Raw genomic sequence first — 25,511 nt, 5'->3', positions numbered from 1 at the left:
ATTTTATAAATACAAAGAGAGGCTGATAATGAAAATCGAAAAAAATGTGGATGGTTCCAATACCTCTTTCGCTTTGGAAGGGCGCTTGGATACGATGACGGCTCCTTTGCTCGAAGCTGAAATTCAGGGCAAATTGGATGGTGTCTCGGACCTGGAATTTGACTTTGCCAAGCTGACGTATATTTCTTCGGCAGGTTTGCGCGTGTTGCTTTCCGCCCAGAAGATTATGAACAAGCAGGGCAAGATGACCATCAAGAATGTCTGCGATGAAATCAAGGAAATTTTTGAGGTGACGGGATTCTCGGACATTCTGACTGTCGTGTAGTTTGGTTAAGAATTTGTATAGATGAAAAAACGGCACCTGCGCGGTGCCGTTTTTTGTATAATGAATTCTTTAAAAGTTACTTCTGACTCAGGATTGCGCGGAGTTCGTCAGCGGCTTTCTGAAGATCATCGTTCACGATGGTGTATTCGTACTTGCCCTTCGTCTTTGCAAATTCGATTTCTTTCTTCGCGTTTGCAAGGCGGAGCTGGATGACTTCTTCGCTATCGGTGCCACGGCCACGGAGGCGGCGTTCGAGTTCTTCGTCGCTTGGCGGCAAAATGAAAATGCCTGTTGCGTCAGGGTAGACCTTGTCAAAGTTCACCTTGCCGAAAACGTCAAGGTCAAACAACACGCGGTTTCCTTCGGCGAGAGTCTTCTCGACAAAGCTCTTGGGCGTTCCGTAGTAGTTCCCGTGAACCAGGTTGTATTCGACTAGGGCGTCGTCCTTGATCATCTGCTCGAATTCTTCCTTGGTCTTGAAGAAGTAGTGGACTCCGTCAATTTCGCCTTCGCGCGGTTTGCGCGTTGTAGCCGAAATGGAATACTTGATGTCCGGGAAATCCTTGATGACAAGATCCTTGAGGGTGGTCTTGCCTGCGCCACTGGCGGCACTCATAACGAAAAGCTTGTTTTTCATAGTTAAATTCTGTAATTACTCCATAATCACTTTCATATTGTCATGCCTGCGAAAGCAGGCCTCTCCTTAACTTAAAAATTCTAAGCAAGGAGTTTCCCGATTAAATCGGGAATGACAATCTTAAAAGCATTAATTCCGAATTGTACTTTCGCTTCGCTCAAGCACCAACTGCTCGGCTCGGAAATGCCAATGCAAGCATTGGCGCTTCTCTCGCCTTATGCAGTTGTCCGAATTACTTTTTGTCTTCGATGTACAGCGGACGCTGCTTGACTTCGTCGTAGATTCGGCCGATGTATTCGCCGAGAATGCCGATGGTCAAAAGCTGCACGCCTGCGAAGAACACGATGGCGGTCATGAGCGATGCCCAGCCCGGAACCGTTGTTGCAGGGGAGAGGAACTTTTCGAGAATCGACCAGACGAGAAGCACAAAGCCAACGATGGTTGCAATGAAGCCCATGTAGAAGCTGAGCTTGAGCGGAGCCGAGCTGAAACCCGTGATGCCGTCGAATGCGAGGCGAAGCATCTTCTTGAGCGGATACTTCGAAGTGCCTGCGGTGCGTTCGGCGCGGTCGTACTTGACGCCAATCTTCTTGAAGCCGACCCAGCATACGAGTCCGCGCAAGAAGCGGCTGCGTTCCGGGAGGTTCTTGAGCTGGTCCACCACGCAGCGGTCCATGAGTCTGAAGTCGCCGGTGTCAGGCGGAATGTCGATACTCGTGAGCTTGCCAATCAAGCGGTAGAAGCAAAATGCCGTAAAGCGCTTGAAGAGTGTCTCGCCTTTGCGCTTGTTGCGCTGGGCGTAAACGACCTGGTAGCCTTCGCGCCACTTTTCGAGCATCTCGTGGATGAGGCTCGGCGGGTCTTGCAAGTCGCCATCGATGATTACCACGGCATCGCCAATGCAATGGTCGAGGCCTGCGCTAAATGCAGCCTGGTGGCCGAAGTTACGGCTAAAGTTGATAATCTTGTTGTTCGGGTTCCCGGGGAGGAGGCCTTCCACGATTTCTCGGGTGCGGTCCTTGGAACCGTCGTTGACAAAAATGAGTTCGTGCTCGATATCCTTAAGCTCTTCCTCCAAGACGCGGTAGGTTTCGGCAACGATCTCTTCTTCATTAAAAACAGGTATAATTACGGATAAAAGCATAGTGCAATTATAGCAATTTTATAATTAAGTTGTTAGTTGTTTTTGAATAATGACTACGGTATAAATACCGGGTTAATGATGTCTACGTGGCTGCAATTGATGCCCTCTTTGGGGAAGGATCTAATCGTGAGCTTTTGGACTCCTGCAATATTTGCCTCGACATTGTGCAATTCGCCATTCCTAAAGAATGGTGTCTTTGCAAGTGACTTGCCATCACCGAGAACTTCAACACCAACGCCTTCGCTGCAGAGCGATTCGTCATCGAGGCCGACCGAGAATTTGACCGTTGCAAATTTCTTGGCGACGTCAAAGATCGTTGTGGAAGAGGCGTGCGTACCAATACCGTTTATAAAGCTTTGACCGTTCACACTGAGCTTGTTTCCTTCAATGCTTTCGTTCCTGTGCAGATTACCCCATTCCTGCTTGTGGTTTTCGATGGGGTAGTCTGTGAGTGCAATCGCTCCATTTGCAGCTTCGAAATAGAATTTTGAGACATCGGCAAGTTTGCTCTTTGTTGAGAGGTCCTGTATGACAAAACGTACCTGGTTGAAGCCGGGCTGCAAGCTTGCAAGGTTCACTTCTTTATCATAAGAGCCGAATTTGTATAGCCCTTGTTCTAGTACTTTGTCGTTGACGGAAATCATGATATTCCAGTTGGCTGCAACGCTGCTTTTTTCTTTCAGTTCATAATGGATTTTTAGCGTTGCTGCTTTTTTGGTCGCGGAATCTGCAGGAACGACTTCTAATTCGCTAGTCGTGATGATTCTCTGCGGATTGTAATTCTTACGTCCGTTGAATTTTGCAATCTGGACCCAGTAGTTGTTCGTAATCAAGATGTTCTTGACGCCAGTCAAATCCATTTCGCGTTCGAATACGTCGCAGGTCGTGGCGATGCGGTGTTCCACAGCTTTTCTGTGGTAAGTGTGGCTGTCCCAGCAGTCTAAGCCGCGAATGTAATAGACTTCGCCTTTGTACTTCTCGATTAATTCCTTCATCTCGCTGTTCGTCATTCTGCGAGCGTTGTCGTAATGAATGGACGACATGCCGTAACCCACGAAGTGCCAAGGACGACCGTAAATAAAGAATCGGTCCGCTTGCGGCAGTTCCTTGAGCCAACCAAGAATTTCGTGCTCTTCGATGGTCAAGTGGTTGCGGTTGTACATGATATTATCGTTGAAGTTCTTCTTGTAATGGATTGTCCAGCCGGTGAAAAGCAAGGCGGCAATGAGCATGCCGACAAAGGCTGTCTTGCTGTTCAGCTTGCCGCCGGTAGGCGTTGCGAAGTACTGGATCATGTGGGTGACCGGGAGGGCCGCCACAAAAGCCATGGTCGGCAACATCACAAGGCTATAGCGCTGGTTGATTTCGATGCTGAAGTCGCCAGAGACGTTTTCGAGAATCACATACGTTTGCAGGTGGTAGAGGAGCAAAAATGCGAGAATCTTGAGGTAAGTAAAGTTCCTCTTTCTTGCGCCGTTAATCGCGCGGAAGGTAAGATAGATGCCGCCAATGGCAAAGAGATAGTTGAAGTAACTCAGGAACGGATTCGTCAGATTGCCATTCTTATCGAGCTTTGTGGTCATCACTTCCCAGTTCTTGGCGAGATCTTCGAAGAAGTGTCCGTGGGCTTCAAATTCGCCTCCCTGGAAGCCGAATCCTTGGAAGTAGCTAATTGTAAGGAGTGCCGGTATGGAGAAAAGCGAAAGCGTCACAAAGAAGACAGGTGCTTTATAATCTTTCTTGTTGAGAAGTTTCGGGAGCGCAAAAAGGACGAATGCGAAGATGCAGAAAATTGTTTCTTGGCGGGTCTGGGCGAAGAAGGCCAGAATGAGGGCGAGGAGAGTCCAGTGCCAAACGGTGTTCCTGTCATATGCCCACTTAAACACGAACAGAGCTAAAGCCGAGAGGAATATATAGAGCGGTTCAACGGACATGGCGCGGAACTGGAAAAGTACCGTCGGTTGGAGTGCCATGAGTAGCGAGGCGAGGAAGGCAAGGAGGGGTTGTCTGGTCCAGGCGACAATCGCAAGGAACATGAGGAGGAACGCAAGCGGCAGCATCAGGAGTTCTGCGGTGAAAATCCAGTGGAGGTCGCTACCAAATAGCGGCATGCCGAGGTAGTAAAGGAAAGAGAGCCCTTTAGTTTTAAAGCTGTTGGATGTGGATTTGCAGCTCAGTGTGCCGTTGTCGAATTCGCCCTGGTTGCAGGTGCCGGATTCGTGGTTGTAGTACATGTTCTGGGCAACAGCCATGAAGACGCTTTCGTCGCTCTGGACGCGGTGGCGGGCTTCTATTTGCGTGCCTGCGAAAATGGAAATGGCGACAGCAAATACGAGAGTCATGATGCTCACGGACTTTGCGGGGAGGATTCCCTTGAGCCATTCTCTAAAATCTTTACTCAAAAAACAGAAAAGGACAATCCCGAGAATGAACTGAATTCCAAAAAGCGGGAGCGGCCAGTTCAAATCCATCTGTCGGATGGTTTCCCTGTGCTTGATGTTCGGGGCGAGGTAAATAAGGAAGGGGATGGCTATAGCAACGAGTGTGCCGAAAATGCCTGCGGGGTGAGCTAAGTTCTTGAATAGTCTCAAGATAGCGTCTTTGATATTCATTGGGTTCCTTCTCGATAACACGTAAAAGCGCTCCAGGAATTGCTTCTTTTGGGGCGTTTGTGGATTATTTTAGGTTGTTGCGAAAATATAACTTTTTATTGCTTTGGGCTTTTCATTTGACAATATACCTTGAGAGTTTCGCAAGAAAAAACTAAATTTGCCGCGTAAAAACAAAACTCTAAAGGGGTTAGACCGTGCAAGATTCATTAGTTACAAAAGCAGCTGACAACGTCCGTATCCTTTCTGCCGCAATGGTGCAGAAGGCCAAGTCCGGACATCCGGGTGGAGCCATGGGCGCCGCAGACGCCATTACGCTTTTGTTTGCTGAATTCTTGCGTTACGATCCGGACGATGCCAACTGGATGGCTCGCGACCGCTTCTTCATGGACCCGGGCCACATGAGCCCGCTCCTCTACTCTGAACTCGTCCTCACGAATCGCCTCACGCTCGAAGACGTGAAGAACTTCCGCCAGCTTGGCAGCCGCACTCCGGGCCATCCGGAAGTCGACGTTGCCCTCGGTATTGAAAACTCCTCGGGCCCGCTCGGTATCGGTCACGGCATTGCTCTCGGTGGCGCTATCGCCGAACGCTTCATGGTTGAACGTTTTGGCTCCATCCTCGAACACAAGACCATCTGCCTCGTTTCTGACGGCGGTCTCGAAGAAGAAATCGCATACGGCGTGGGCCGCATTGCTGGCCACCTCAAGCTTTCGAACCTCATTTTCTTCTACGATGCAAACCAGGTCCAGCTCAGCTGCAAGACTGAAGACGTGATGGACCACGACTTCGTTGGTCAGTACGAATCCTGGGGCTTCCGCGTGATTGAATGCGACGGTTCCAACATTGCAGAACTCCGCAAGGCTTTCAAGGCCGCTTGGGCAGAAACTGAAAAGCCGGTGCTCGTCTACGGTCACACTACGATGGCCAAGGGCGCTATCGCCGAAGACGGCAAGAGCTACGAAGGCGCTGTCTCTACGCACGGTCAGCCGCTTAATGCTGCAGGTGCTTCTACCTCTGCTACGGTCAAGAATCTCGGTGGCAATCCGGACGATCCGTTCCAGGTCTTTGACGATGTGAAGGCTGGCTTTGAAGCGCGTGCCAACGAACTTCGCAAGCAGGTCGCCGAATGGAAGAAGGCCAAGGCTGCTTGGGACAAGGCTAACGCCGAAAAGTCCGCAACCCTCAACGAATGGCTCTCGGGCAAGGGTCTCAAGATCGACCTCTCCAAGCTCAACATCAAGGAAGGTGTTGCAACTCGCGTCACGAGTGGTACGGTTCTTGGCTACCTCGCCGAAAATTATCACAACATCATCTGCAGCTCTGCAGACCTTTCGAACTCCGACAACACGCAGGCATTCCTCGACAAGACGGGCATCTTCCGTGCTAATGACTTCAAGGGTGCATTTGTCCAGGTCGGCGTTGCAGAACTCACGATGGGCGCCATTGCAAATGGTATCGCTCTCCACGGCGGTCTCTATCCGATTTGCGCAACGTTCTTTGTCTTCAGTGACTTCATGAAGCCGGCAATCCGTATGGCCGCTCTCATGGGCCTCCCGGTCAAGTACGTGTTCACGCACGACAGCTTCCGCGTGGGCGAAGACGGCCCGACGCACCAGCCGATTGAACACGAAACGCAGATTCGTTTGCTCGAAAGCCTCACGAAGGCTAGCGGCAAGGCCGAAATGCTCGTGCTCCGCCCGGCAGACGCTTACGAAACTCTCGCCGCATGGGAAATGGCTTTTGAAAACAACGACAGCCCGACGGCTCTCATCCTCACTCGTCAGGTCGTGAACACGCTTCCGGGTGAAAACCGCTACGAAGCTGCCAAGGCTTGCCGAAAGGGCGCTTACATTGTCAGCGACAACACTGCCGCAGGCAAGAAACCGGATCTTACTTTGGTTGCAAACGGCAGTGACGTTCTCCTCGAACACCAGGCTGCTGAACTCCTCCGCGACGAAGGCAAGTCTGTGCGCGTAGTTTCCATGATCAGCCCGGCTCTCTTCCTCAAGCAGCCGAAATCCTACCGCGATAGCATCATCGCTCCGTGGACTCCGGTGTTTGCAAAGTCCAGCGGTCTTCCGCTCTTGTTCGCCCAGGTCGTGGGGGGCTTCGGTAAGGTCTCCGGTCTCGAACGCTTCGGTGCTTCTGCTCCGGCAGGCGTCCTCGAAAAGGAATTCGGTTACGTTCCGGAAGCTGTTGCTGCAGCCGCTAAGGAATACCTCGCTGAATACGCCAAGAACGTCGAAGACTTCAAGAAGGCAAACGCTTAAAAATCGGGGCCGCAAGGCCCCTTTTTCTTTTGTAATTTTATTGTGATTTTGCGCACTTTCCCCTTAAAAAGTGCTATATTCAAAGCATGATTTGCCCGTTTTGCAAGAATGATAACGACAAGGTTGTCGATAGTCGCGTGAGTGGCTCGTCGATTCGTCGTCGTCGTGAATGTTGTGCTTGTGGCCGTCGCTTTACGACCCGTGAATATATCGAAGTCCAGCCGTTGACCGTTATCAAGCGCAGTGGCGAACGCGAACCTTTCCAGCGCGAAAAATTGCAACGTGGCATTATGAACTCCTGCAAAAAACGCCCGGTGTCCATGGACGATATCGAACAACTGGTGACGCGCGTGGAAAATTCGTTGCAGATGTCGGAAGGCTTTGAAGTGAGCTACGACCAGATTGGTAACCTCGTGATGCAGGAACTCAAAAAGCTTGACGCTGTGGCGTATGTGCGTTTCGCTTCCATTTACCGCGAATTCAAGGAAGTGGGCGAGTTCGTCGACCAGATCAAGACTCTTGATAAATAGACGATAGAACGCTCGCTGAGCTCGAATGGCTTTTGATTTAAAAAACAAGTTAGCGATTGCGCTCGAAAAGCGCGCTCCGTTATTCGATGTAACGGATGCTTTGCGCATTGTGAATGGCGCTGCCGACGGTTTCCCGGGACTCACGATAGACAAGTTCGGTGACCGTTACCAGATGCAGTTTTTTGGACCGGAGCTATTGACGAGCAAGACCGAAATTGTCGAGGCTTTGGCCTCTCTTTTCAATCCTATTTGCGTTGTGACAAAGGAACGTCTTTCGAGCTCTGGAAAATCGCTTGAGAACGCTCCGATGGATGTTGTGGTTGGCTCACGTGAAGATGCTGTGGGATCAGTTCGCGAAGGCAATGCCAATTTTCATGTGGACTTGCTCGATACGATTAATCCGGGGCTTTTCCTCGATATGCGCCATGTGCGTCTCGAAGTCGAAGAACGCTTCCGTGAAATGTCCGGCGCATCTCCGGCGAATTTCGAAGCCTCGGCGCATCTCGCTGACTTGGCGAATCTCGAAAATTCCGCGCAAACCGGCCTCCGTTTTTTGAACCTATTCAGCTATACGTGCAGTTTCTCCGTACACGCCCGTCTAGGCGGTGCTGCGGTCGCTACAAACGCCGATATCAGCGGCAAGATTCTCGACAAGGGCCGTGAAAATTACGCCTTAAACGGCCTTGATTTGCGTCCTGGAGAGTTCTTCCGCGGTAACGCTATCGAATACGTGCATTGGGCTCAAAAGAAGGGCTTACGTTTTGATGGTATTGTACTTGACCCGCCGAGCTTTGCGCGTTTTAAGGGCTTTAACTTTAACGTACGTGAACACTTGATGCCGCTCGTTGCCGATTGCGCGACGCTCCTGAATCCGGGCGGATTCTTCATGGTGAGTTCCAACTACAGCGAATTCAACCTGTCCGCATTTGCCCGCGATGTGCTTGCCGCCGTATCTTCCGTGCACCCGAATGCAAAAACGTCTTGGAAAAAATCCCAAGACGTAGACTTTGTCGGTAGCGGTTCTACGAAAGATTCTTGCTTAGTCGCGACTCTTGTAGAGGTGTAGGAGCCTGCGCGATTCTTGACCGCGCTAGTCTTCGCCGCCGTCCATTTCGATTTTGAGCTCTTTGAGCTTGCGCCAAAGTGTGGCACGGCTGATGCCGAGCTTCTTGCAGACTTCAGTCTTGTTGCCTTTGCAAATGCTTAAGGCATGCAGAATGTGCCTGCGTTCCATCTCGTCGAGCGAAAGAATTTCTTCTTCTTCGGGCGCAGGATTATGCGTGATGAACTTCGTCGGGTTGTGCGTCAAAAGCCCTGCTCTATCCGTCTTGCCCGAAATCGGTTCAAAATGAATCGGCTTTCCGAGAGGATTCTCGACAGACTTTTCATTCTCTTCCGCATCTTCGGCGTTGTCGAAAACAGGCTCGCTAGCGCTTTCTTTAAGACTAGCTGCATCCTTGATATGTGGAATCGCAACCGTCTTTTCGCGGGCTTCCACTTGCACATATTCCGGCAAGTCTTCGAGCTTGATGACTCCACCTTCCGAAAGCACAATCGCATGCTCCATGATGTTTTCGAGCTCGCGGATGTTTCCGGGGTAGGGGTACTTTGTCAAAGCATAAAGAGCGGCGGGTTCAAGGTCATGGATTTCCTTGCCCTGCGCTTCCTTGTTCTTTAAGATAAAGTAACGAATTAAGTTCGGGATGACAGGCTTCCTGTCGCGGAGCGGCGGGAGCTGCAAGTGGAACGTGTTTAAACGGTAGTAAAGGTCTTCGCGGAAACGACCTTCGTGCATCGCTTGTTGCAAATCGCGGTTAGTTGCTGCGATAATGCGGATGTCCAAGTAACGGGCGTCCGTTTCACCCACGCGACGAATCTCGTGGCTTTGCAGAAAACGTAAAAGCTTGACTTGTGTTGCCAGAGAAAGCTCACCGACTTCATCGAGGAACAGCGTACCGCCATTGGCGGATTCGAACAAGCCCTTCTTGTCGGCGGTAGAACCTGTATACGATCCCTTCTTGCTTCCGAAGAGTTCACTTTCCACGAGGTTCTCGGGGATCGCTCCGCAGTTGACTGGCACAAACGGTTCGTTCGCGCGTTTGCTGTAGCGGTGGACGACGTTTGCCAAAAATTCCTTGCCCGAACCGGACTCGCCGGTTATAAGCAAGGTACTGTTGGTCGGTGCGACCTTATAAACTGTTTTTAGAATTTTGCGCATCTCGGGCGTGTCGCCGAGAAGGCTGTCCAACACCTGGGATTCCATGAGCTGCGTGTTGGACTTGTTTTGTTGCTGAGCCTGGATCTTGCTTGTCGTGCTCTCAAGGAGCGATAGCGTGACCGGCTTCTTCAAGAAGCTGCTTGCTCCACGAGTAATGGCGCTAGCGGCCCCCTGCCAGTTGCGGTCATCGCACAGCACGAAGATTTCAATACCAGGCTGGCGTTCCTTCAAATAGCTGATCAAATCCATATTGTCGAGCATCAAAAAAGGAACCTCGATAAACGCAAGGTCTATCGACGTCTTCTTAATTAGCGGCATCAGAGTCTTATCGTCGGAGCAGACCAGTAGGTTCGTTCCGGCTACAGACCAGTTCCGCTGTAGCTCCTCGACAAATTTCCGATCAAAATCAGCGATCAGGATATTCATCATTTATGCTATTACGAATGTGCCTTGATAATCTCGTCAACTTTGTTGCGGAGCTGCTGGAGATCCAGCGGCTTGCTGAAAATTGCGGCTACATCGAAGTGCTGAGCCGTTGCAAGATAGTCTTCAGCAGACGTACGTCCACCACCGCTAATCGCGATCGTGCGGTCGCTCATGCCCATACGGCGAAGGTCAAGGACAACTTCAAATCCGTCACCTTCCGGCATGATGATGTCGGTGATGATTACATCGTACGTGTTCTTCTGATAAAGAGTTTTTGCTTTCTTACCGTTGCTAGCAGTATCGACAGTATAACCTTTCAATTCCAGAGCAGACTTCAACATGAGGTTGAGCTGAGCGTCATCGTCAATGATGAGTATTGTAGACATTAAGCCTCCATTTTCTCGTTTCTTATAGACCAATATAGATTAAAAATAGTTCCTTCGCCCAAGGTTGTTTGTACTGTGTAGCCCGCATTGCCTTCTTTTAGCAGTCTAAGTGCCGAAGAAAGGCCCAATCCGAGGCCTTCACCCGGTGCCTTGGTCGTAAAGAACGGTGAAAAGATGCGTTCGAGGGTCGCCGTGTCCATGCCGGTGCCTGTATCTTCGACGGTAATCTTGGCATAGGTGCCCGCTTCGATCTGCGGGGCGTAAGGCGTGATGAGCGGTTCCGTGAGCACTTCTCGCTTGAGGGCAATCGTGAGTGTACCGCCATTTTCCTTCATGGCGAAGATGGCGTTGTTTGCAAGGTTGCTGATAATGCGGTCGAGTGCCGAGACGTTTCCGACGATGCGGATGTTCTTGTCGAGGTTGTCTGCCTTGACCTTTACGTTCGGCGGGAGCGTAATCCAGAGCTTCTTTACCACGTCGTCGATAATCATGTACGGCGCAAATTCCGTGAGCTTGTCCTTTTCGGAGGTCTTGCCGCGGATTGTGTTCAAAAGCTCTTCGAGGGATTCCTTGCCGCGTGTGGCTGCCTTGCGTGCTTCCTGGATGAACATGTAGGCCTGGTTATCTTTGTCGAGCACTTCAAGCGCCAGATCGCAGAACCCAATCTGAGAGCCAAGGATGTTGTTGTAGTCGTGTGCAAAGCCACCGCAGATGGTACCCAGTTCTTCGAGCCTCGAGTGGATGTGCTTTTGTTCTTGCAACATGTCGCGTTCTTTTTCGAGACGCATTTCCTTGGTAATATCGATCTTAATGCCGATAATCTTGTACGGCTTGCGCGGGGCCATAATGGGGATGAACATGTTGTTGAAAATCATGATATCCTTGGCGATCCCTTTACGGACGGCCATGTTGTAGTCGTCCTGCTTCAAAATCTCGATATCGTCTTCTTCTTCGTTATTCTCGTTGAAAGTCTTCTTAATTCGTTCGTAAGAAATGAAACTTTGCGGTTCGCCTTCGTTACGAGCTAAAAGTTCTTGAGGCAAAATCTTGCTGTCCGGTTCAGAGGTCTGCAACAGGTTTCCGCGACTCTTGATATCGGTCTGGTTCTGCGTCATGAACACGCCCTGTTCGTTCTTGGACCAAAAACGGAATGGGAGTGTACTGATAAGCGTATCCAGGAAGTATTTACTTTCATCGACCTTCTTTTTCCAGATGTTCAATCGTTCCTGGTAGCGGATCTGGTCAAGCTGGTATTCCTTGAACTGCTCGTCGCGGGTCTTGATAATCTGCTGGTAATGCAGCGTGTTCGAAACATCGCTAAAGAAAGCTACGTTGTAGTTTGTTGTCAATGATTGACGAATCTGGAAAATGGAAACGTTGAAAATATGGTCTTCGTTGTCAATCTTGATTCTTATTTTGTTGTAAGTCGCTTCACGTGTAGGGTCTTGAATCTGCGGAAATACTGACGTGATTTTCTTGTCGTGGAGTGCTTCTTGTGTGGTGTGCAAAATTCCAAGAGCTGCCGGGTTGGCAAGCTGGATTTCGCCTTTATAATTGTAGTATAAAAGACCATCCACCATTTTGTCTTTTAGCTTGTCCAAAAACCAGGATGCACTTTTGTTCTTGAATGAGACCGAAGTGAAATATTGCCCGGAAAGGATGGCCAAAAAGACCGAGATGAACTGAGACCATTTTAAGAACTGGTCATAACCGTTAAATTTCGTGGATATGGGAATGATAAAATCAAAAAGGACGGCTAACGCGACAAAAAACGTGAACGAGGCCAACATGTATATGCTAACCTGGTGGGGGAGTGTTGTATCGCTTGCCTGCACTATGTTGCGAATTATGTCATATGAAGTGACAATGATGTTTGGCAGTACAAATAAGGCCAAAAGAAGGCTGTAAAAATTAAATATGGGCCTTTCTGCAAAAGGTCTGTAGCCAAAGAAATCTAGGCTTGGGATATAGCTTGGATCATTGATAAAGAAGTAGGTCGAAATAAGAACCGCTAAAGCTCCGAAAATGTTCATGAGCTTCCAGCCGTTCTTGCGCTTCATCTTGAGACTGATTTCTGCGGTATGGTGTATGGCGTTCCCGAGCTGGATCCAGCCAAGGGCTGCCGCGCAGAATATGAGTTGCCTTGCCGTATAGGCTTTGGTCCCTGCAATAAAGTTATCGCCACTAAAGAAAATGTCGCCAATCAAGTTGCTCGCTTGCCAGAATATGCTGATGATGACCAGCTGGTGTATGGGGCGAGGGAGCTGCTTGACGGACGTCTTTTGACCAAGCATGATGGGAAAATAGCATACGATGATCAACGCTACTACAGTAAGCGTTATAACGTAGGGCGAGTTTGTAAATAGACTCTCGTGCATATTTTCCCAGCTTCTTGACCTTTTTTACTTGGTTCTCTTGATACCGAAAGTCTTTTTCTGCTCGAAGGAGTTCTTTGTAGAGAAGTTCTTGATAACCTTCGGGTTGCCCTTGACTTCGGAGTTGTTCATGTTAGGTGTAAATTTAGTTTCGATTTCGGCCTTGTAAATATATGCACCTGTGCCAACTGCTCTATCATCCTTGCTTCTGATGCCCGATGGAGCCTTATTTGCCCATTCAATGACGAATTCCACCTGGTTGTTGGGCGTGAGATAAAGCTTCGGGTCTACGTTGAAGGACTTGTTGAAGCGGTTGACAAAGCTTCCGAGGTTAGAATAGATCGGAATGCGGAACTTGACGTTCAGGTTGCTCCATGCGCATTCGGTGCTTAAGGAGGCGCCGCGAGGTACGGAGAGCTTCACGTCAAAGATGGCACCACCGATATCGGTAGAATCGATACCTGTCAAGGTCACCTTGCCGTCCTGAATCAAGTCATACTTGTTGCTAGACGGATTCTTGACGTAGAGTCGCATGGTTTCCTTGACATCAACCTTGGTGCGGTTGTTCGAGTTCAAGTCGGAGACGATGTCGCGCAATTTCACGTCGAACTTGATCTTCGGTGCGCCATTGCCGTTGACCAAAACCCAAGGAACATCAAATTCCGGATAGTTGCCATTAGCATCCTTGAAGGCGCTTGTCATCATGGAGCCCATTCTCACAAAATCGCCTTCCATGACAGTTCCCGAAAGATCGTTCATGAAGAGGATGGACAAGCCCGTATTGTTTTGGGCAAAGTTCCAGAGCGAGAATGCGCTGCTGAATACGTTGGACTGTTTTTCGGCGCGCTTGTGTCTGTAGAACTGCTGCGTCGAATCTGCCAAGACGAGAGGTTCACTTGCGGTAATGGAGAGAATGTCTGCCGTAGAGGTTTGGCTAATGACCGCAGAAACAAAGACCGGTCCAACCTTATCTTCGGCGAGAACGGAGTTCGTTTCGGTGGCAGCACCTGTTCCGAGATATTGCGTGACCTGACCTGCGTGGACAAGCTGCTTGCCGCCTGGGAGGGCGCCTTCAAAGTTACCGGCCGTATTGCCGAACTGGAACGGCTTTTCAAGGTCGATAGAGAGGTTTTCGCCGTTAAACACGAACAGGCTCTTATCGACGGTGAGCGTTTCGGGCTTTGCCGTACCGAAGATGATTTCCAGGTATTCCGGTGTATGCTTTGCATCAAGAGGTTTCTGGAAAGAGACGTCGACATGGCTTGCATAACCGTTTTGGAGCTTGTCTGTGATGACGGCGTATGTCATCGGAATCGGCAAGATCTTCAGGAGAATTTCAACCTTTTCCGGTGTACAGAGGCCTGCGACGCCATTGCCGTTCAAGTCGGTGATGGTGCCTGCCGGGTCGAGCTGACCCCACATGCCTGCAGTTACTAGGGATCCTGCACTTGCATCGATTTCGAAGTCCCAGATGTTCTTTGCGTCATTATAGAGCTTGGCAGAAAGGACTGTCGGCGTTGCGGCCTTGGTCACCTGGTCGGCCGCATAGAGAACGAGCGGGAAGTTTGTACCTGGTGCAGAAATCGGTTCGCTGAATTGCAGATAGAGGTGGTCCGGTGCGGTCGGTTCAGATTCAAGGCGTTCAAGAACCGTTGCCGAGAGAAGTGCCGGAGCGATTCCGTCTGCATACGAGTCGTCGACCGTTTTGACGTTACCCTGAATGTCGCTTGTGAGAGTGATTTTTCCGGTAGCGTTCGTCACGATTTCCTGCGGAACGTTGATTTCAACAATAAGCGACTTGCCGTTCAGCGATTTAACCTTGTTGGCGGTGATGGTCTCGCTTCCGTATGTGAACGTAATCGAGGTGAAGTGCTGGTTTTCCGCATATTCAGAGGAAAGCGTAATGTCCATGGCGTCAGGAATGTGGTCGCAGTTCAAGTCTACAATCTTTGCGACGTCGATAATCGGCCATGGCGGAAGCTCTTCAATGGTAAGCGTTGCTGTTGCCGGCGTGTAAGAATAGTCCTTGGTGTTGGAATGCGTTGCCGATATGGTTGTCGTTACGGCGACCTTGGAGCTCACATAGAATGTGGCCTCGCCATCGTAAAGCGTTATGGTTGTGACCGGAATCGTTGCCGTAGGATCCGTGTAGAAGAGAACGTTCGGATCTTCGCTGACGAGTTCTACGTTCAGGTTCTTTTCGCTCTTGAGAAGTTCGAGGGCGCTGTCGAGGAGCGATACGTGCACTTCGACAAACTTGTCCTTGTAGCCGACGATATTACCGCTGTTAAAGACGAGATAGCGTTTTTCGAGTGGCTTCGTGATACTGTCGATTTCAACATTGCTACGGACAACAGCGCAGGCGCAATCGTACTTGTTTTCGGTTTTCTGGTTGGCGTTCCTGTTGTGCCAGCTGACCCATTCCATGTAGTTGTTGCCGTAAGAGAGCGTCGTATCGCCACCGAAGGTGATGGCATCGGTACGGTTGGCCTTGTTATAGGCAAACGGGTAGGAGAAGCTGTTCATTTCTACGGCGTCGAGGAGGCCGTTTGGCTTAACAGTACTCGTGGCGAGATATGTTGTTTGCGGATTTTCTTTTTCGATCGTGTGTATTGGAGTTGCAAACGGGCTTGTGAATGTAATATTGATTTCTCGGTTTACCTGCGGGCCGTTTTCTGGCGTGTAGTCCGGACCATAGCCGTAAATATGCGTGCCGTGGTAGTAAACGGGAACGTAGGGGTCGTTTGTAAAGGCTTCAACTCTTTCTCCGAATGAATTTGTTTCAACTGGCGTTGTTTCGGACTGTTTGAAGTAAGGGGCTTGTCTGAGATCGATGCCTTCAAAATATTCTGGGTCATCTTCGGCTGTGTGCGGGATAATGGACCAGCCCTTTTCAAAGCTAGCATTGGTTGTGTTTAGCCATTTGAGTTGGAATAGCAAGCGTCCAGAAACGAATAGTGTATCTTTTATGATAAGTGGGTAGTAGTAGGCGCCTGTGGCGTCTGTTTTTTGTTGGCCAATTTCGAGATCAAAATAGCCTACACATTGTCCATTGCCCTTGCAATTTTGTCTGATGTTGCTTATAGGCATTTCTGAATTATTTTCACTATTGACGTATAGACGTATTTCAAAGTCATTAAAGTTGATGGTGTCGTTATTGAGCATTTCGATAATGAATGTGCCGCATTTTTTCCAGTCGCCTGTAGCAAGACAAAGGGAGTCCTGGTAAGCGGTAGGCTTGATTCTAATGGTCAAGTCAGCATAGGTGGCGTGCGTTTCTGTGGTAAACGAGTATTCTTCAGATGTTGTGGAGCCAGAGGATACCGTAAAGTAATAGGTTGTGCCTGCTTCAAGCCCTGTGAGTTCGGCTTCGTGGAAGAGGACGGCGCTGCCACTTGCATTTTTGGATTCTGTATAGAGTCCTTTGTTCTTGCCGTAGTTGACAATGCCATTTAGACGGTCTGTACTCCACCAGTAGATTTTTGCGCTGCGGTGGTCGACTTGACAGATAGTAACACCCTTGATTTGTGTACTTGTGGGGGTCATGGTAAAGGAATACCAATAACCATGGTTGTCATCCGTAGAAATGTTGTTCTTTGTGTCCTTGCCTTCGAGGAAGAAGTAGTAGGTCTGGCCAGGAATGAGGCCGGTAAGCGTTATTGAACCACCTTTAGACGGCTCTTTCTTTGTGACATCTTTTGCGGTGTTTACATTCGTTGTGATGTCGTAGAATACAGTGACGATAGAAATTTCGTTTGCATCCCAGCTAATAATCGCTGTTGAATCCGTAATGGGGATACCGACGATGTTGCTGAAAATCGGGCCTTCGTTATCGGGTGGCAATGTTTCGGCAAGGCTCTGTGCCGGGAAGAGGAACTGGGCGGAAAAGTCGATACACGTTTCGGTAGATGTGTATTTATCCCAGTCTTCGATAAGCGTTTTATTCGGGTCTCGGCCACCCATAAGGGCGCCAACAGGGCATCTGTACTTGTATGGGGCTGCTCCGGCGTTGTAACCATCCGGGTTTGCAGAACGGTTATGCGGGTGTTGCGGGTTCTTGTCGCCTGCACCCATGAGGAGGGAAATATCCCACGGGTTTGCGCCAAGGGCGTAGTACATGTTGTCTAATGCCACATTTAGATAACGTTCGTCCTTTGTGAGTTCGTACATCAAGAAGATGGAAACGGCTGTACCCAGGTTGTAGCGGATGACACCCCAGTCAAAGGATGTCCATACAAGGTTGTAGGGCTTGATGACTTTGAGGTCTGTCGGACCTTCGTGGGGTTCTCCGGAGGGAATACCTGGATTCACGAGAACCGTGGAGTCACCGTCGTTCGTGGAATCGTTGAGGATCTTACGGAATGTCGCCATGGTACGCATCGAAAGCGTATCGCGTTCTGCTTCTGTAAGGCCGTATTCGGCGGCTACAGCCGGGTCTTTCAAAATCAGGTTCTGGAAAGCAAAAAGCACGTAGGTGTGGATATTCTGGTAGTCCGTTGCCCAGCCGCCAGGTGAAAATCCGCTTTCATTGCCGAGGAAGCCGGCTTCGAAATAGTCTAGGTTGAAGTGTGAGTTTGTGGGGTTGTTAAAGATGTTGGTGTTTTTGTAAAGGTCGTAACGGTAGGTCGTGTCCTTGGTGGCGTACCACAATGCAAGGGCTGCTGCGGCACCGTCATCGTAACGCGGACCACCACCCGTATAGAAAGCAGGGAACGATGTTTCTCTACCAATCTGGTTTCCGCTACCGTAGTCAAAGAGCGGCATCATCACGTTCTTGTAGATGTCTTTTGCTGCAGCAAGAAGTGTATCTGCGTAGTCAAAGTAGAAGAGTCTCTGGAATCCCACAGCGACGTTTGCGAGTGTGGCAACGAACATGCCGGCGGTATTTGCGCCGATACCAGTAAGGACGGCTCTATGAGGTCCGCCTTGAGTAGAATCCTGTGCGTCCTGGCGTTCTGGCAAGTCCCAGTATTCGTGGTCTGCCTGAGCAACGCCTACAGAATGGTACATGTCATTTTTGGCAATCAATCCATCTTCTTTGGAAGCCTTGTAAAGCTTGAGAATGTAATCTGCTCCGATCTTTGCTTCATAGAGAATGTCGGGGATACCGTTTGGAATCGTGTCTCCATAGGAATCTCCATAGCGGTCTTCCGCTTTGTCGGGGTAGGTGAGGTAAACCATGGAGAGCACATAGGCGGTATAGCCAAGCGTTTCCGAAACCTTGAAATGGTCACCGCAGTCATGCCATCCGCCGGTGAGGTCATGGCCGACTTTTGAACCGTCTTTTAAGTGGCAGGGCTTGTGAAAGTGGGATTTGGTGTTACCGCAACGCTGAATGCCGAAGAACTGCAATGAGTTTTCGAGAATGGAGTTGTAAATGGAGGGGTGTACATGGAATGTGGCCGAGGTGTCGTTCCCGACAACGATGAAATATTCACCGGTTGTCGAAAGCTTTGTAAAGTCGGCTCGGTAGAGCGTTTCCTTTGCTGCGCTTGAATCAAGGCTACCAAATTCATAAAGCTGGTTGTCTTTCAATGAGTTGTAAGAGCCATTGATATAGATGTTTGGCTTTGTATAGTTGCCGATTAACGACAAGTTGCCACCACCTGGAACTTCTTTACCGCTGTTAGCGTCAATGACCTTGAACGTCTTTTCCTTGGTGTCTGCAACGTAGGCGTATTTGTAGTCCTGTGGCCTGAATCCGCTCTGGTTTATGCGGATGGGGCGCCTGTTGTAGGCGTTCAAAGAGTCGAGGTATCGACGGCTGCAAGTCTTGCATGTCCTGTCGATATTAGGGAGTTCCCCTGCAATAGAATAGTCCATGCAGAGTAAGGCCAGTAAAGAAATTGCGCTAAGTAGTTTTTTCATACTTCTAATTTATCTTGTTCAAAAAATAAAGAAGCCGCCTGAATAGCTAGATCCAGGTGGCTCCATGTTTATTAATTATTTCTTTCTCTTAAAGCCGAGAGTCTTTGTCTTGCTGTCGGTTGCCTTTTCCTTTCTTTCGCCAACGGTCTTGCAAGCAAGCTTGTAGTCGTTGCTAGAAGCTTCGAAGGTCGTTGCGCAGTAGGTTTCGGCGGTAAGGTCGAACTTCGCGATGTAGGCGCCGGTTCCAATCTTATTGCCCTTCTTTGCTACAGGGGCCTCGTTGTCCTTGGCTGCCCATTCCACGTTGAGCTTAAGAATACCGTTGTCTACAAGTTCGCGTATTGCCGAGAATTTTTCCTTCGGAATGTCGAGATTGTACGTGTTGATGTACTGTCCAAGATTGTCGTAGAGGTCCATGACGATCTTCAGGCGGTAATCAAACATGGGGATTCCTTCGTGAGTCGTGAAGGCTGCCGAAGGCATTGTAATCTGGATATCGAAGTTCGGACCCGATCTGTAGTACACGGCAGTATCGACTTGACCGAGAATATTTCCGTTATCGCTGATGAAGCTGTTCTTGCCACCGATCGTCGCTGTCGTAACGAAGGCGTTATCCTTGGCTGCAATCGGACGACCTGCATAAGCGTTGGCCTTCGGGGTCGAGACCGGCTTTGTGAGTGTCACGTTGAAGCGGATGTTGTCGTCACCAGTGATACGGACGTAGGGGTTCGCGCTTGTCGGAGCGTTGTTGTTCTTGTCAAGGTAGGCAGAACCGATTGCGTCCGGAACGAGGCGGATACGGTCACCGGCATGGACAACGTTATCCTTTTCGTTGTACATGAAGACCTGGGCCTTGCTGGAGCCTTGCGGCTTTTCGGACGGAATGTAGCTGTCGCGTTCACGCTGGATGTACTTGCCCGTTTCGAGAATGGTGAGCGGTTCAGACATATTGACCGTAAGCATTCCCTTGATCATGCGGGCCGAAGAGATAACCGGCGGGCACTTGTCGTACAATGTGTAGTTCGTTTCGAAGAAACCGCTTGCGGTACCCTTGAGCGGGGAGACCGTTCCGTTGCCGTCCTTGTCGCCGCTTGTAGATCCGTAAGGATAGGCCTTGGAGGCAGGAATGGTGATTTCGATAATGCTGTTGGTATCTTGCACGAGCTTGGTGTTGACTGAATCAACCGCTACAGTGTACGGAGCCGAAAGTGTATCACGGATGGTCCAGTAGCTTTCTTTAGGCTTGATTACACCTCCAGTGGTGTCTGCAGTCGTGATAAAGCTACGAGTGATGCCCGGGGTGCCCCAGACCGTGACGATGCTGTCGAACACGTCCTTCGTCTTGAGCTTCTTTTCGAACATCATGTAGATAACATCGGGGACGCCATCGCCTTCAAGGTCAATCATTTCAGCATGGTAAATAGGTACCGGGCGAGAAATCAGCGTTACCGGAACGGTCGGCTTGCAGCCTACCGGATCAATAGCGTTGAAGCTTTCGTCGGTAATGGTGAAGTTGCCTGTAGTTCTTGCCGATGCGAGTGCGCCGACAGGGACAAGCGAATTGTTTTCGTTACCGGTGATGATAATCTGCCAGCTCTTGCCGTTGTTGGTCGTCGTTGCAGATCCAACTACTGTAGGCATGCCCGCGGTATTCGAGATGACGAGCGGCCATTCGTTCATGGAAGAGAACACAACAGGTTCAGAGAAGGCGACCATGACGGTATCGAAACCACTGTTGTCGTCGTCAGCCTTTTCGAGAATCGATACGCTCACGAGCGTGGGGAGAATACCATCGGTGATCTTGGCCGTTTCTCCGTTTGCGATGCCATTTTCTGCAACGTAGGTCGTGATCTTTCCAGAAGGACTTGCGTTTACAGGGTGGAGGCTCGTGTCGATTGCGACAACGACTTCGTTTTGGTCAAGATAGTTCTTTGCGACAAGCGGAACCTTGATGGTGTCTGCCATACCTTCGATGAAGTACTTGATGCTGTCGAGCGTGTAGTTGTCGGTAAGCTTGTTCGTGAAAGTAATTCTCAGCTGGTCCGCCTTGTTGTCGCAGTCGGTATCTTCTGCAAGAACCTTTTGCGGAGACGGAATCTTGGATTCGGCGTAGAATGTCTGCTTAGAGATATCTTCTTCATCGTCTGGGTCGATGTAGATAACCTGGATCGTGTCGCCAGCGTAGAACGAAATTTCAGAAGTCTGGTTCCTCGTTTCCTTGGAATGGTTGACTGCTGTAATCGGGCCTCCGACGAAGTGGCCAGGATTATTAGCATCTGCCGTCAAAGTCACCTTGAGGACATCGTCCTTCTTGTTATTGATGACCTGGACTTCAACAGTCTTGACATTGCCCTTAATCTTATCCTTGTCCATCACGTCGATGTAGAACGTCGTTCCTTCCGGCTTTGCAGGGCTTGCAATCGGGTTGCCTGCGGCATCCTTGATCACGAGCGTCGAAGCGGTAGCATCGCCCTTGGAGAAGTTCACGTAGTAGCTTCTGTTTTCAAATGCGCAACCGCCATTTTCGGTGCAGGCGTCGCAGGTCGGATCCGGGCCAACAAATATGGTCACGTCAACCTTGTTACTGCCGATACCCATCTTGACCGGAATATCGAGATCCCACATGTCGCTTGGAATGTCGTACTTGGCGATAATCTGGGTTCCGGATTCATCGAGGAGCCACTTGTTCATGCCGTCGACATATCCCTGACCGCTAACCTTCACGCCGTTTGCCCAAATCTTTGTGATGTGGCCATTTTCTGTGACGTGAGCCTTACCGGTGACATGCACGATGCTGCTGGTCTGGTCGATTTCGATGAAGGAGCCGTTAGAGACGTTGAACGGTTTATCGAGAGTCAGAGAAATCTTGTAATTAGCCCTCTTGGTTTCCATTTCCTTTCTGGATGGGCTGTAACCCCAGACAAACTGGTCTTTACGATAAACAGTAATATACGGGTCTACAGGAATGTCGCCGTCGATATCGCCGTAGTCCTTGTCTTCGACTGGCATACCGTCATAATCGGCGCCATCTTCCATGTAGGTGTGCGGACGCCAGGACCAGTCGCCAGATTCCTTGCTGAAGCGCTTTTTGCCCGGGGCGCGTATGGTTTCGCAGGTCTTGTAACCGTCGTTTGAGATACCGGAAGAGAAGCCGAAGTCTACGCGGAGACGAGACTGGGACTTGATGACGGAGGAGCCCAACGGAGCCGGGAAGTAGTAGGAGTATTTTCCTGTTGCCGGATCATAGGTGTCGTCCAGGCGAACCGGAAGTGCGGCACGCAGCAAGTCGCGAAGTTCGCGGTCGTTTTCGCAAGGCTTGTTGAAGCCTGCCTCGTCGTATGCCTGGCAAATATCGGAGTCGATCAAAGTAGCGCACTTTTCGACTTCTTCAGGCAATGCGGTGAAGTAGAGGCGAAGTGTCAAGCTGTCGAACGGTCTTGCTTCGTTGTTGTAAACGTTCAAGTTCAAGAAGTCCATGCCACCGAAGATGTACTGGTAGCCGCGGACGCTAAAGTCATACTGCGTCACAGGAGTCGTGAACTTGAGGAGTTCGCCATTGTCGTTGACATTAGTGAACACGCCGTTGCTTTCGACCATGAAGTAGTATGTCGTCTTTTCCTGAAGTCCGCCAATTTTTACGTAATGGAACTTGGTTGGAATGCCGGAAACGTCGGCGTTTCCGCTACCAGAATTGTATGCGAATTCCGCTGCCGTGGAGTGCGGCTTTGTATCCCAGTAAACCTTGGATTCGTATTCGCCGTTCGGGGTGTACCACATGATTTCTGCGGTATCTGCCGTGACGTTACAGACGGTCACGTTCACGATGTTTGCGTTTTCAATAGTGTTGAGCGTCGTAAATGTGAACGGAGTCTGAGTGCTGTCGACAAGGAACTTGGTCTTGGAATTCTCGGGCTTATAAGCGTTAAGACCGGTAACGTAGAAGTAGTAGGTTGTGCCCGGAGTGAGGTTGCGGAGCACCATTTCGTGCTGGACGCCGGCTACGGTATCAGCTGTCGTCTGTGTGTACTGGCCTTCGGCGGTACCGTAAGATATGACGGTTGTACCGCGCTGGGTGAGCTTCACCATTACGATAGCGGAGTCCATGCTCACGTGGCGGATTTCCACGTTGATGTCCGGTGCTGCGGTCTTGTCAAATTTCTGGGAGGCGATCATGTTCGAGCTAACCAGCGTTGCTGCAGCGTCGATACAGGTTTCGGACTTGTGGTAGTCTTCCCAGCTCTTGTTGTCGGGGACCATGGAGTTTTCTGTACCCGGCTTGACACCACCATAAAGGGCGCCTGTCGGCGGATTGTACTTATAGGCTGCACCCGGCTGGTTCTTGCCTTCGGGGTTTGCTGCACGGTGGTGCGGGTGAGCGTCGTTCTTGTCGCCAACGCCCAAGATGTAAGAAACATCCCACGGGTTCACACCAAGGAGATAGTTCAACTGGTTGATGCCCAACTGGCGCATTTCGTCGGCCTTCCAGTCCGGAGTGCCGAGGTCGGGGAGGCTAATTCCCTTTTCGGTAATGTCTTTGGCGACATCGGAATAGGCAAGAACTTCAAAGATGTTGCCGGCCTGGTAACGGTTATAGATCCAGTCCTGGTCCGTCTGCATGGTGTACCAGATCGGGTCGTACTTGACTGAGTTCGGCTTCCAGCCGATACCTTTCCAGTTCGGGCTTGTGGGGAGCACGATTTCTGCGGTTCCAGAGCCCAAGCTCATGTCGCCGAGGTTGTAAATCATGTCCATGATACAGTCTTCAACGGCGTGAGCCCATTCGGTTTCGGTAAGGCCGTAAACTGTTGTTGCTTTAGTCTTGTCAGCAAGAATGAGCTTGTAAAGGGCGTAGAGGGCGTAGCTGTAGGCGTTTGCCCAGCTCGTGTTCTTGACGTTCTTCAAGAAGCCCTTGTTGTCTGTAACGAACCAGCCCCCTTCAAAGCAGCCGGAGCAGTCCATAAAATCTTGGGGAACAGTTGTTTTGAGTGTTCTGGAACGGATTGCGTCATCGCCATACTTAGAATCTTCGGTGGCATACCACAGGGCGACCGATGCAAGTGCAAGATCATCAAAGTATTCGTTGTTGCCGTTGTAGGCCGGGCTAGACCAACCGGCTGCTTCGGTGTTGTTCTTGTAGGTCTTGCCTTGTGCCATCGACTTTGCAAAGTCGTACATTTCTATAGCGACTTTCAAGCAGCTGTCAGCGAAAGCTTTGTATTCGGGGTAATCCTGGTACATCTTACCGACAATGGCAAGGCCTGCAGCCGTTTCACCACCGATGTTTGCACCGATTTCACCGAGACGCACCGTACGGGATGCCGGACCACCACGGTCTGTTGCCGAGGCGGAGTTGTCGACCGGGAGCTTGTCCTGGTTTTCGGGGCGTCCCCACCAGCCGTGGTCAGAGCCGAAGTTACCAACAGAGAGGGCCATGTCGTCGATGACGCCTTTTGCGCGAACGTAAGCACGGAGAACGAAGTCTGCGCCGTGCTTTGCTTCACGGAGCATGTCCGGTATACCGTCGGTATTGACCGTTTCGCCCTGGTTAAAGGCGTAGACGTCCTGGTCTGCATCCGGGTTTGTCGCTGCCATCACAGCTGCGACCATGAATGCATACATTTGGGTCTGAGATTCCTTCAGATGGTCACCGCAGTCATAGTAACCGCCTTCAAGCGTCCCGGCGAGGGAGGCGTTGAACGGACCGCGAACATCGTCTGCTCCGGTGACGACCGGACCACCACCATCAAGAGTATGGCTAGCCGGGTGGAACCAGGACTCGCCATTACCACTGCGGTTGATGCCGTAGAACTTGAGGGCGGCATTCTTCACCATGGAGTAAACCTGGTTACTGATGATGAATGTACTCGAAATTTCTTTGCCGACTTTGATACGGAGACGGGTTTCGGTCGGAACACCCTGCGGAATGTTACCGATCATGATCTTGCCGGCTTGGCCTGTGATATCGACCTGGTAACGCTTCTGGTCGTTTGTAGCAGCGTTTGTGCCTGCGATAATCGTCCAGTCCGAGGTTATGCTTTGGCCATTGGGAGCGGGCTTAAGGGTGCCAGTTACAGCAGGGCTAAGGGATTGGCCGTTGACGTCAACGACTTCAAAGGAACTTTCGTTGCCGATGACATAGAATTGGCGTTCCAAGTCGGATTCAAGATAACCCGCCTGGTTGACGCGGATAGGCGACATGCGGACGTTAATGGCGTCCAGATATGCCTGGTTCAGTGTATCGGGAATTAAAGCATTGGGTGCATAGGAGGCCGGAGTTCTGTTCTTCGGCACCATGTTGTGCTTGTTCGTGACCGTTGTATCGAACCGGTTGAATACGGTGCTGTCCCACGTTAACGGATAGGTGGGGCGAATCAAGTCATAAGGAGTCGGTTGTTCCTGTTGTGCTGCCATTACGGATGTTGCAGCGCACAATGCAAACAGATACTTCTTAATACTCACGTTGTCTCCTTTACATATGTAAAAAGCGGGCAAAACTAGTCTTGCCCTCTAATTATATTCTCTCAAAAGATAAAATAGATTATTTATGTAAAAATGTTTTGTGATATATTCCTTTTTTGTTCTCAGAATATTCTCTATTTTGCTTTTCTGATTTGTTAAGTGTATCATATGAATAAAGAAATAAAAAAAATGGGCCAAAAGGTTTCATTGAGCTTCCACTTATTCTTTATGCAATGTATATAAAAGTTTACCATTTGAGAA

Annotated in this window: 12 protein-coding genes; 4 read left to right on the top strand and 8 right to left on the bottom strand. The window is 50.1% G+C overall.

Annotated features, from left to right (window positions below; genetic code table 11):
* Nucleotides 1–28: 28 nt before the first annotated feature.
* The gene (locus B7991_RS01765; RefSeq protein ID WP_088629313.1) at nucleotides 29–325 is read left to right on the top strand and encodes an STAS domain-containing protein; all 297 of its coding nucleotides are present in this window, start codon (nucleotides 29–31) and stop codon (nucleotides 323–325) included.
* 76 nt (nucleotides 326–401) lie between these two features.
* Here the strand turns inward: B7991_RS01765 and gmk are convergent, their stop codons facing one another.
* The 3 genes from gmk to B7991_RS01750 all read right to left on the bottom strand — a co-directional run bounded on the left by gmk (nucleotide 402) and on the right by B7991_RS01750 (nucleotide 4,718).
* Complete coding sequence (gene gmk, locus B7991_RS01760) at nucleotides 402–962, bottom strand: guanylate kinase (RefSeq protein WP_012820245.1); 561 nt, start codon at nucleotides 960–962, stop codon at nucleotides 402–404.
* Between the two features lie 232 nt (nucleotides 963–1,194).
* Nucleotides 1,195–2,106, bottom strand: a complete 912-nt coding sequence (locus B7991_RS01755; RefSeq protein WP_088629312.1) for a glycosyltransferase family 2 protein — start codon at nucleotides 2,104–2,106, stop codon at nucleotides 1,195–1,197.
* Nucleotides 2,107–2,159: 53 nt separating this feature from the next.
* The gene (locus B7991_RS01750; protein WP_088629311.1) at nucleotides 2,160–4,718 is read right to left on the bottom strand and encodes an NPCBM/NEW2 domain-containing protein; all 2,559 of its coding nucleotides are present in this window, start codon (nucleotides 4,716–4,718) and stop codon (nucleotides 2,160–2,162) included.
* Between the two features lie 194 nt (nucleotides 4,719–4,912).
* Between B7991_RS01750 and B7991_RS01745 the strand changes: the two genes are divergently transcribed.
* From B7991_RS01745 to B7991_RS01735, 3 genes are all read left to right on the top strand, one after another.
* A complete protein-coding gene (locus B7991_RS01745) occupies nucleotides 4,913–6,988 on the top strand; it encodes a transketolase (RefSeq protein ID WP_088629310.1) in 2,076 nt (691 codons plus the stop codon).
* Between the two features lie 86 nt (nucleotides 6,989–7,074).
* Nucleotides 7,075–7,518: a transcriptional regulator NrdR gene (gene nrdR / locus B7991_RS01740; protein WP_012820241.1), complete on the top strand. Its 444-nt coding sequence runs from the start codon at nucleotides 7,075–7,077 to the stop codon at nucleotides 7,516–7,518.
* 25 nt (nucleotides 7,519–7,543) lie between these two features.
* Complete coding sequence (locus B7991_RS01735) at nucleotides 7,544–8,584, top strand: class I SAM-dependent rRNA methyltransferase (RefSeq protein ID WP_088629309.1); 1,041 nt, start codon at nucleotides 7,544–7,546, stop codon at nucleotides 8,582–8,584.
* Nucleotides 8,585–8,608: 24 nt separating this feature from the next.
* Here B7991_RS01735 and B7991_RS01730 read toward each other — a convergent pair whose 3' ends face one another.
* From B7991_RS01730 to B7991_RS01710, 5 genes are all read right to left on the bottom strand, one after another.
* Nucleotides 8,609–10,165: a sigma-54 dependent transcriptional regulator gene (locus tag B7991_RS01730; protein WP_088629308.1), complete on the bottom strand. Its 1,557-nt coding sequence runs from the start codon at nucleotides 10,163–10,165 to the stop codon at nucleotides 8,609–8,611.
* Between the two features lie 8 nt (nucleotides 10,166–10,173).
* Nucleotides 10,174–10,548 (bottom strand): response regulator, encoded by a 375-nt coding sequence (locus B7991_RS01725; RefSeq protein WP_012820238.1) that lies wholly within the window; start codon nucleotides 10,546–10,548, stop codon nucleotides 10,174–10,176.
* Complete coding sequence (locus B7991_RS01720; RefSeq protein ID WP_176421739.1) at nucleotides 10,548–12,842, bottom strand: ATP-binding protein; 2,295 nt, start codon at nucleotides 12,840–12,842, stop codon at nucleotides 10,548–10,550. The genes B7991_RS01725 and B7991_RS01720 overlap by 1 nt, the downstream gene beginning before the upstream one ends.
* A gap of 108 nt (nucleotides 12,843–12,950) precedes the next feature.
* On the bottom strand, nucleotides 12,951–18,791 hold the full coding sequence (locus B7991_RS01715) for a glycoside hydrolase family 9 protein (protein ID WP_088629306.1): 5,841 nt from the start codon (nucleotides 18,789–18,791) through the stop codon (nucleotides 12,951–12,953).
* 75 nt (nucleotides 18,792–18,866) lie between these two features.
* Nucleotides 18,867–25,250, bottom strand: coding sequence for a glycoside hydrolase family 9 protein (locus B7991_RS01710; protein ID WP_088629305.1), 6,384 nt, complete (start codon nucleotides 25,248–25,250; stop codon nucleotides 18,867–18,869).
* Nucleotides 25,251–25,511: the final 261 nt, after the last annotated feature.

The sequence above is a fragment of the Fibrobacter sp. UWB3 genome (assembly GCF_002210405.1).
Lineage (GTDB): Bacteria > Fibrobacterota > Fibrobacteria > Fibrobacterales > Fibrobacteraceae > Fibrobacter.
The sequence above is the reverse complement of the archived record's forward strand: the minus strand, read 5'-3'. Positions and strand labels throughout refer to the sequence as shown.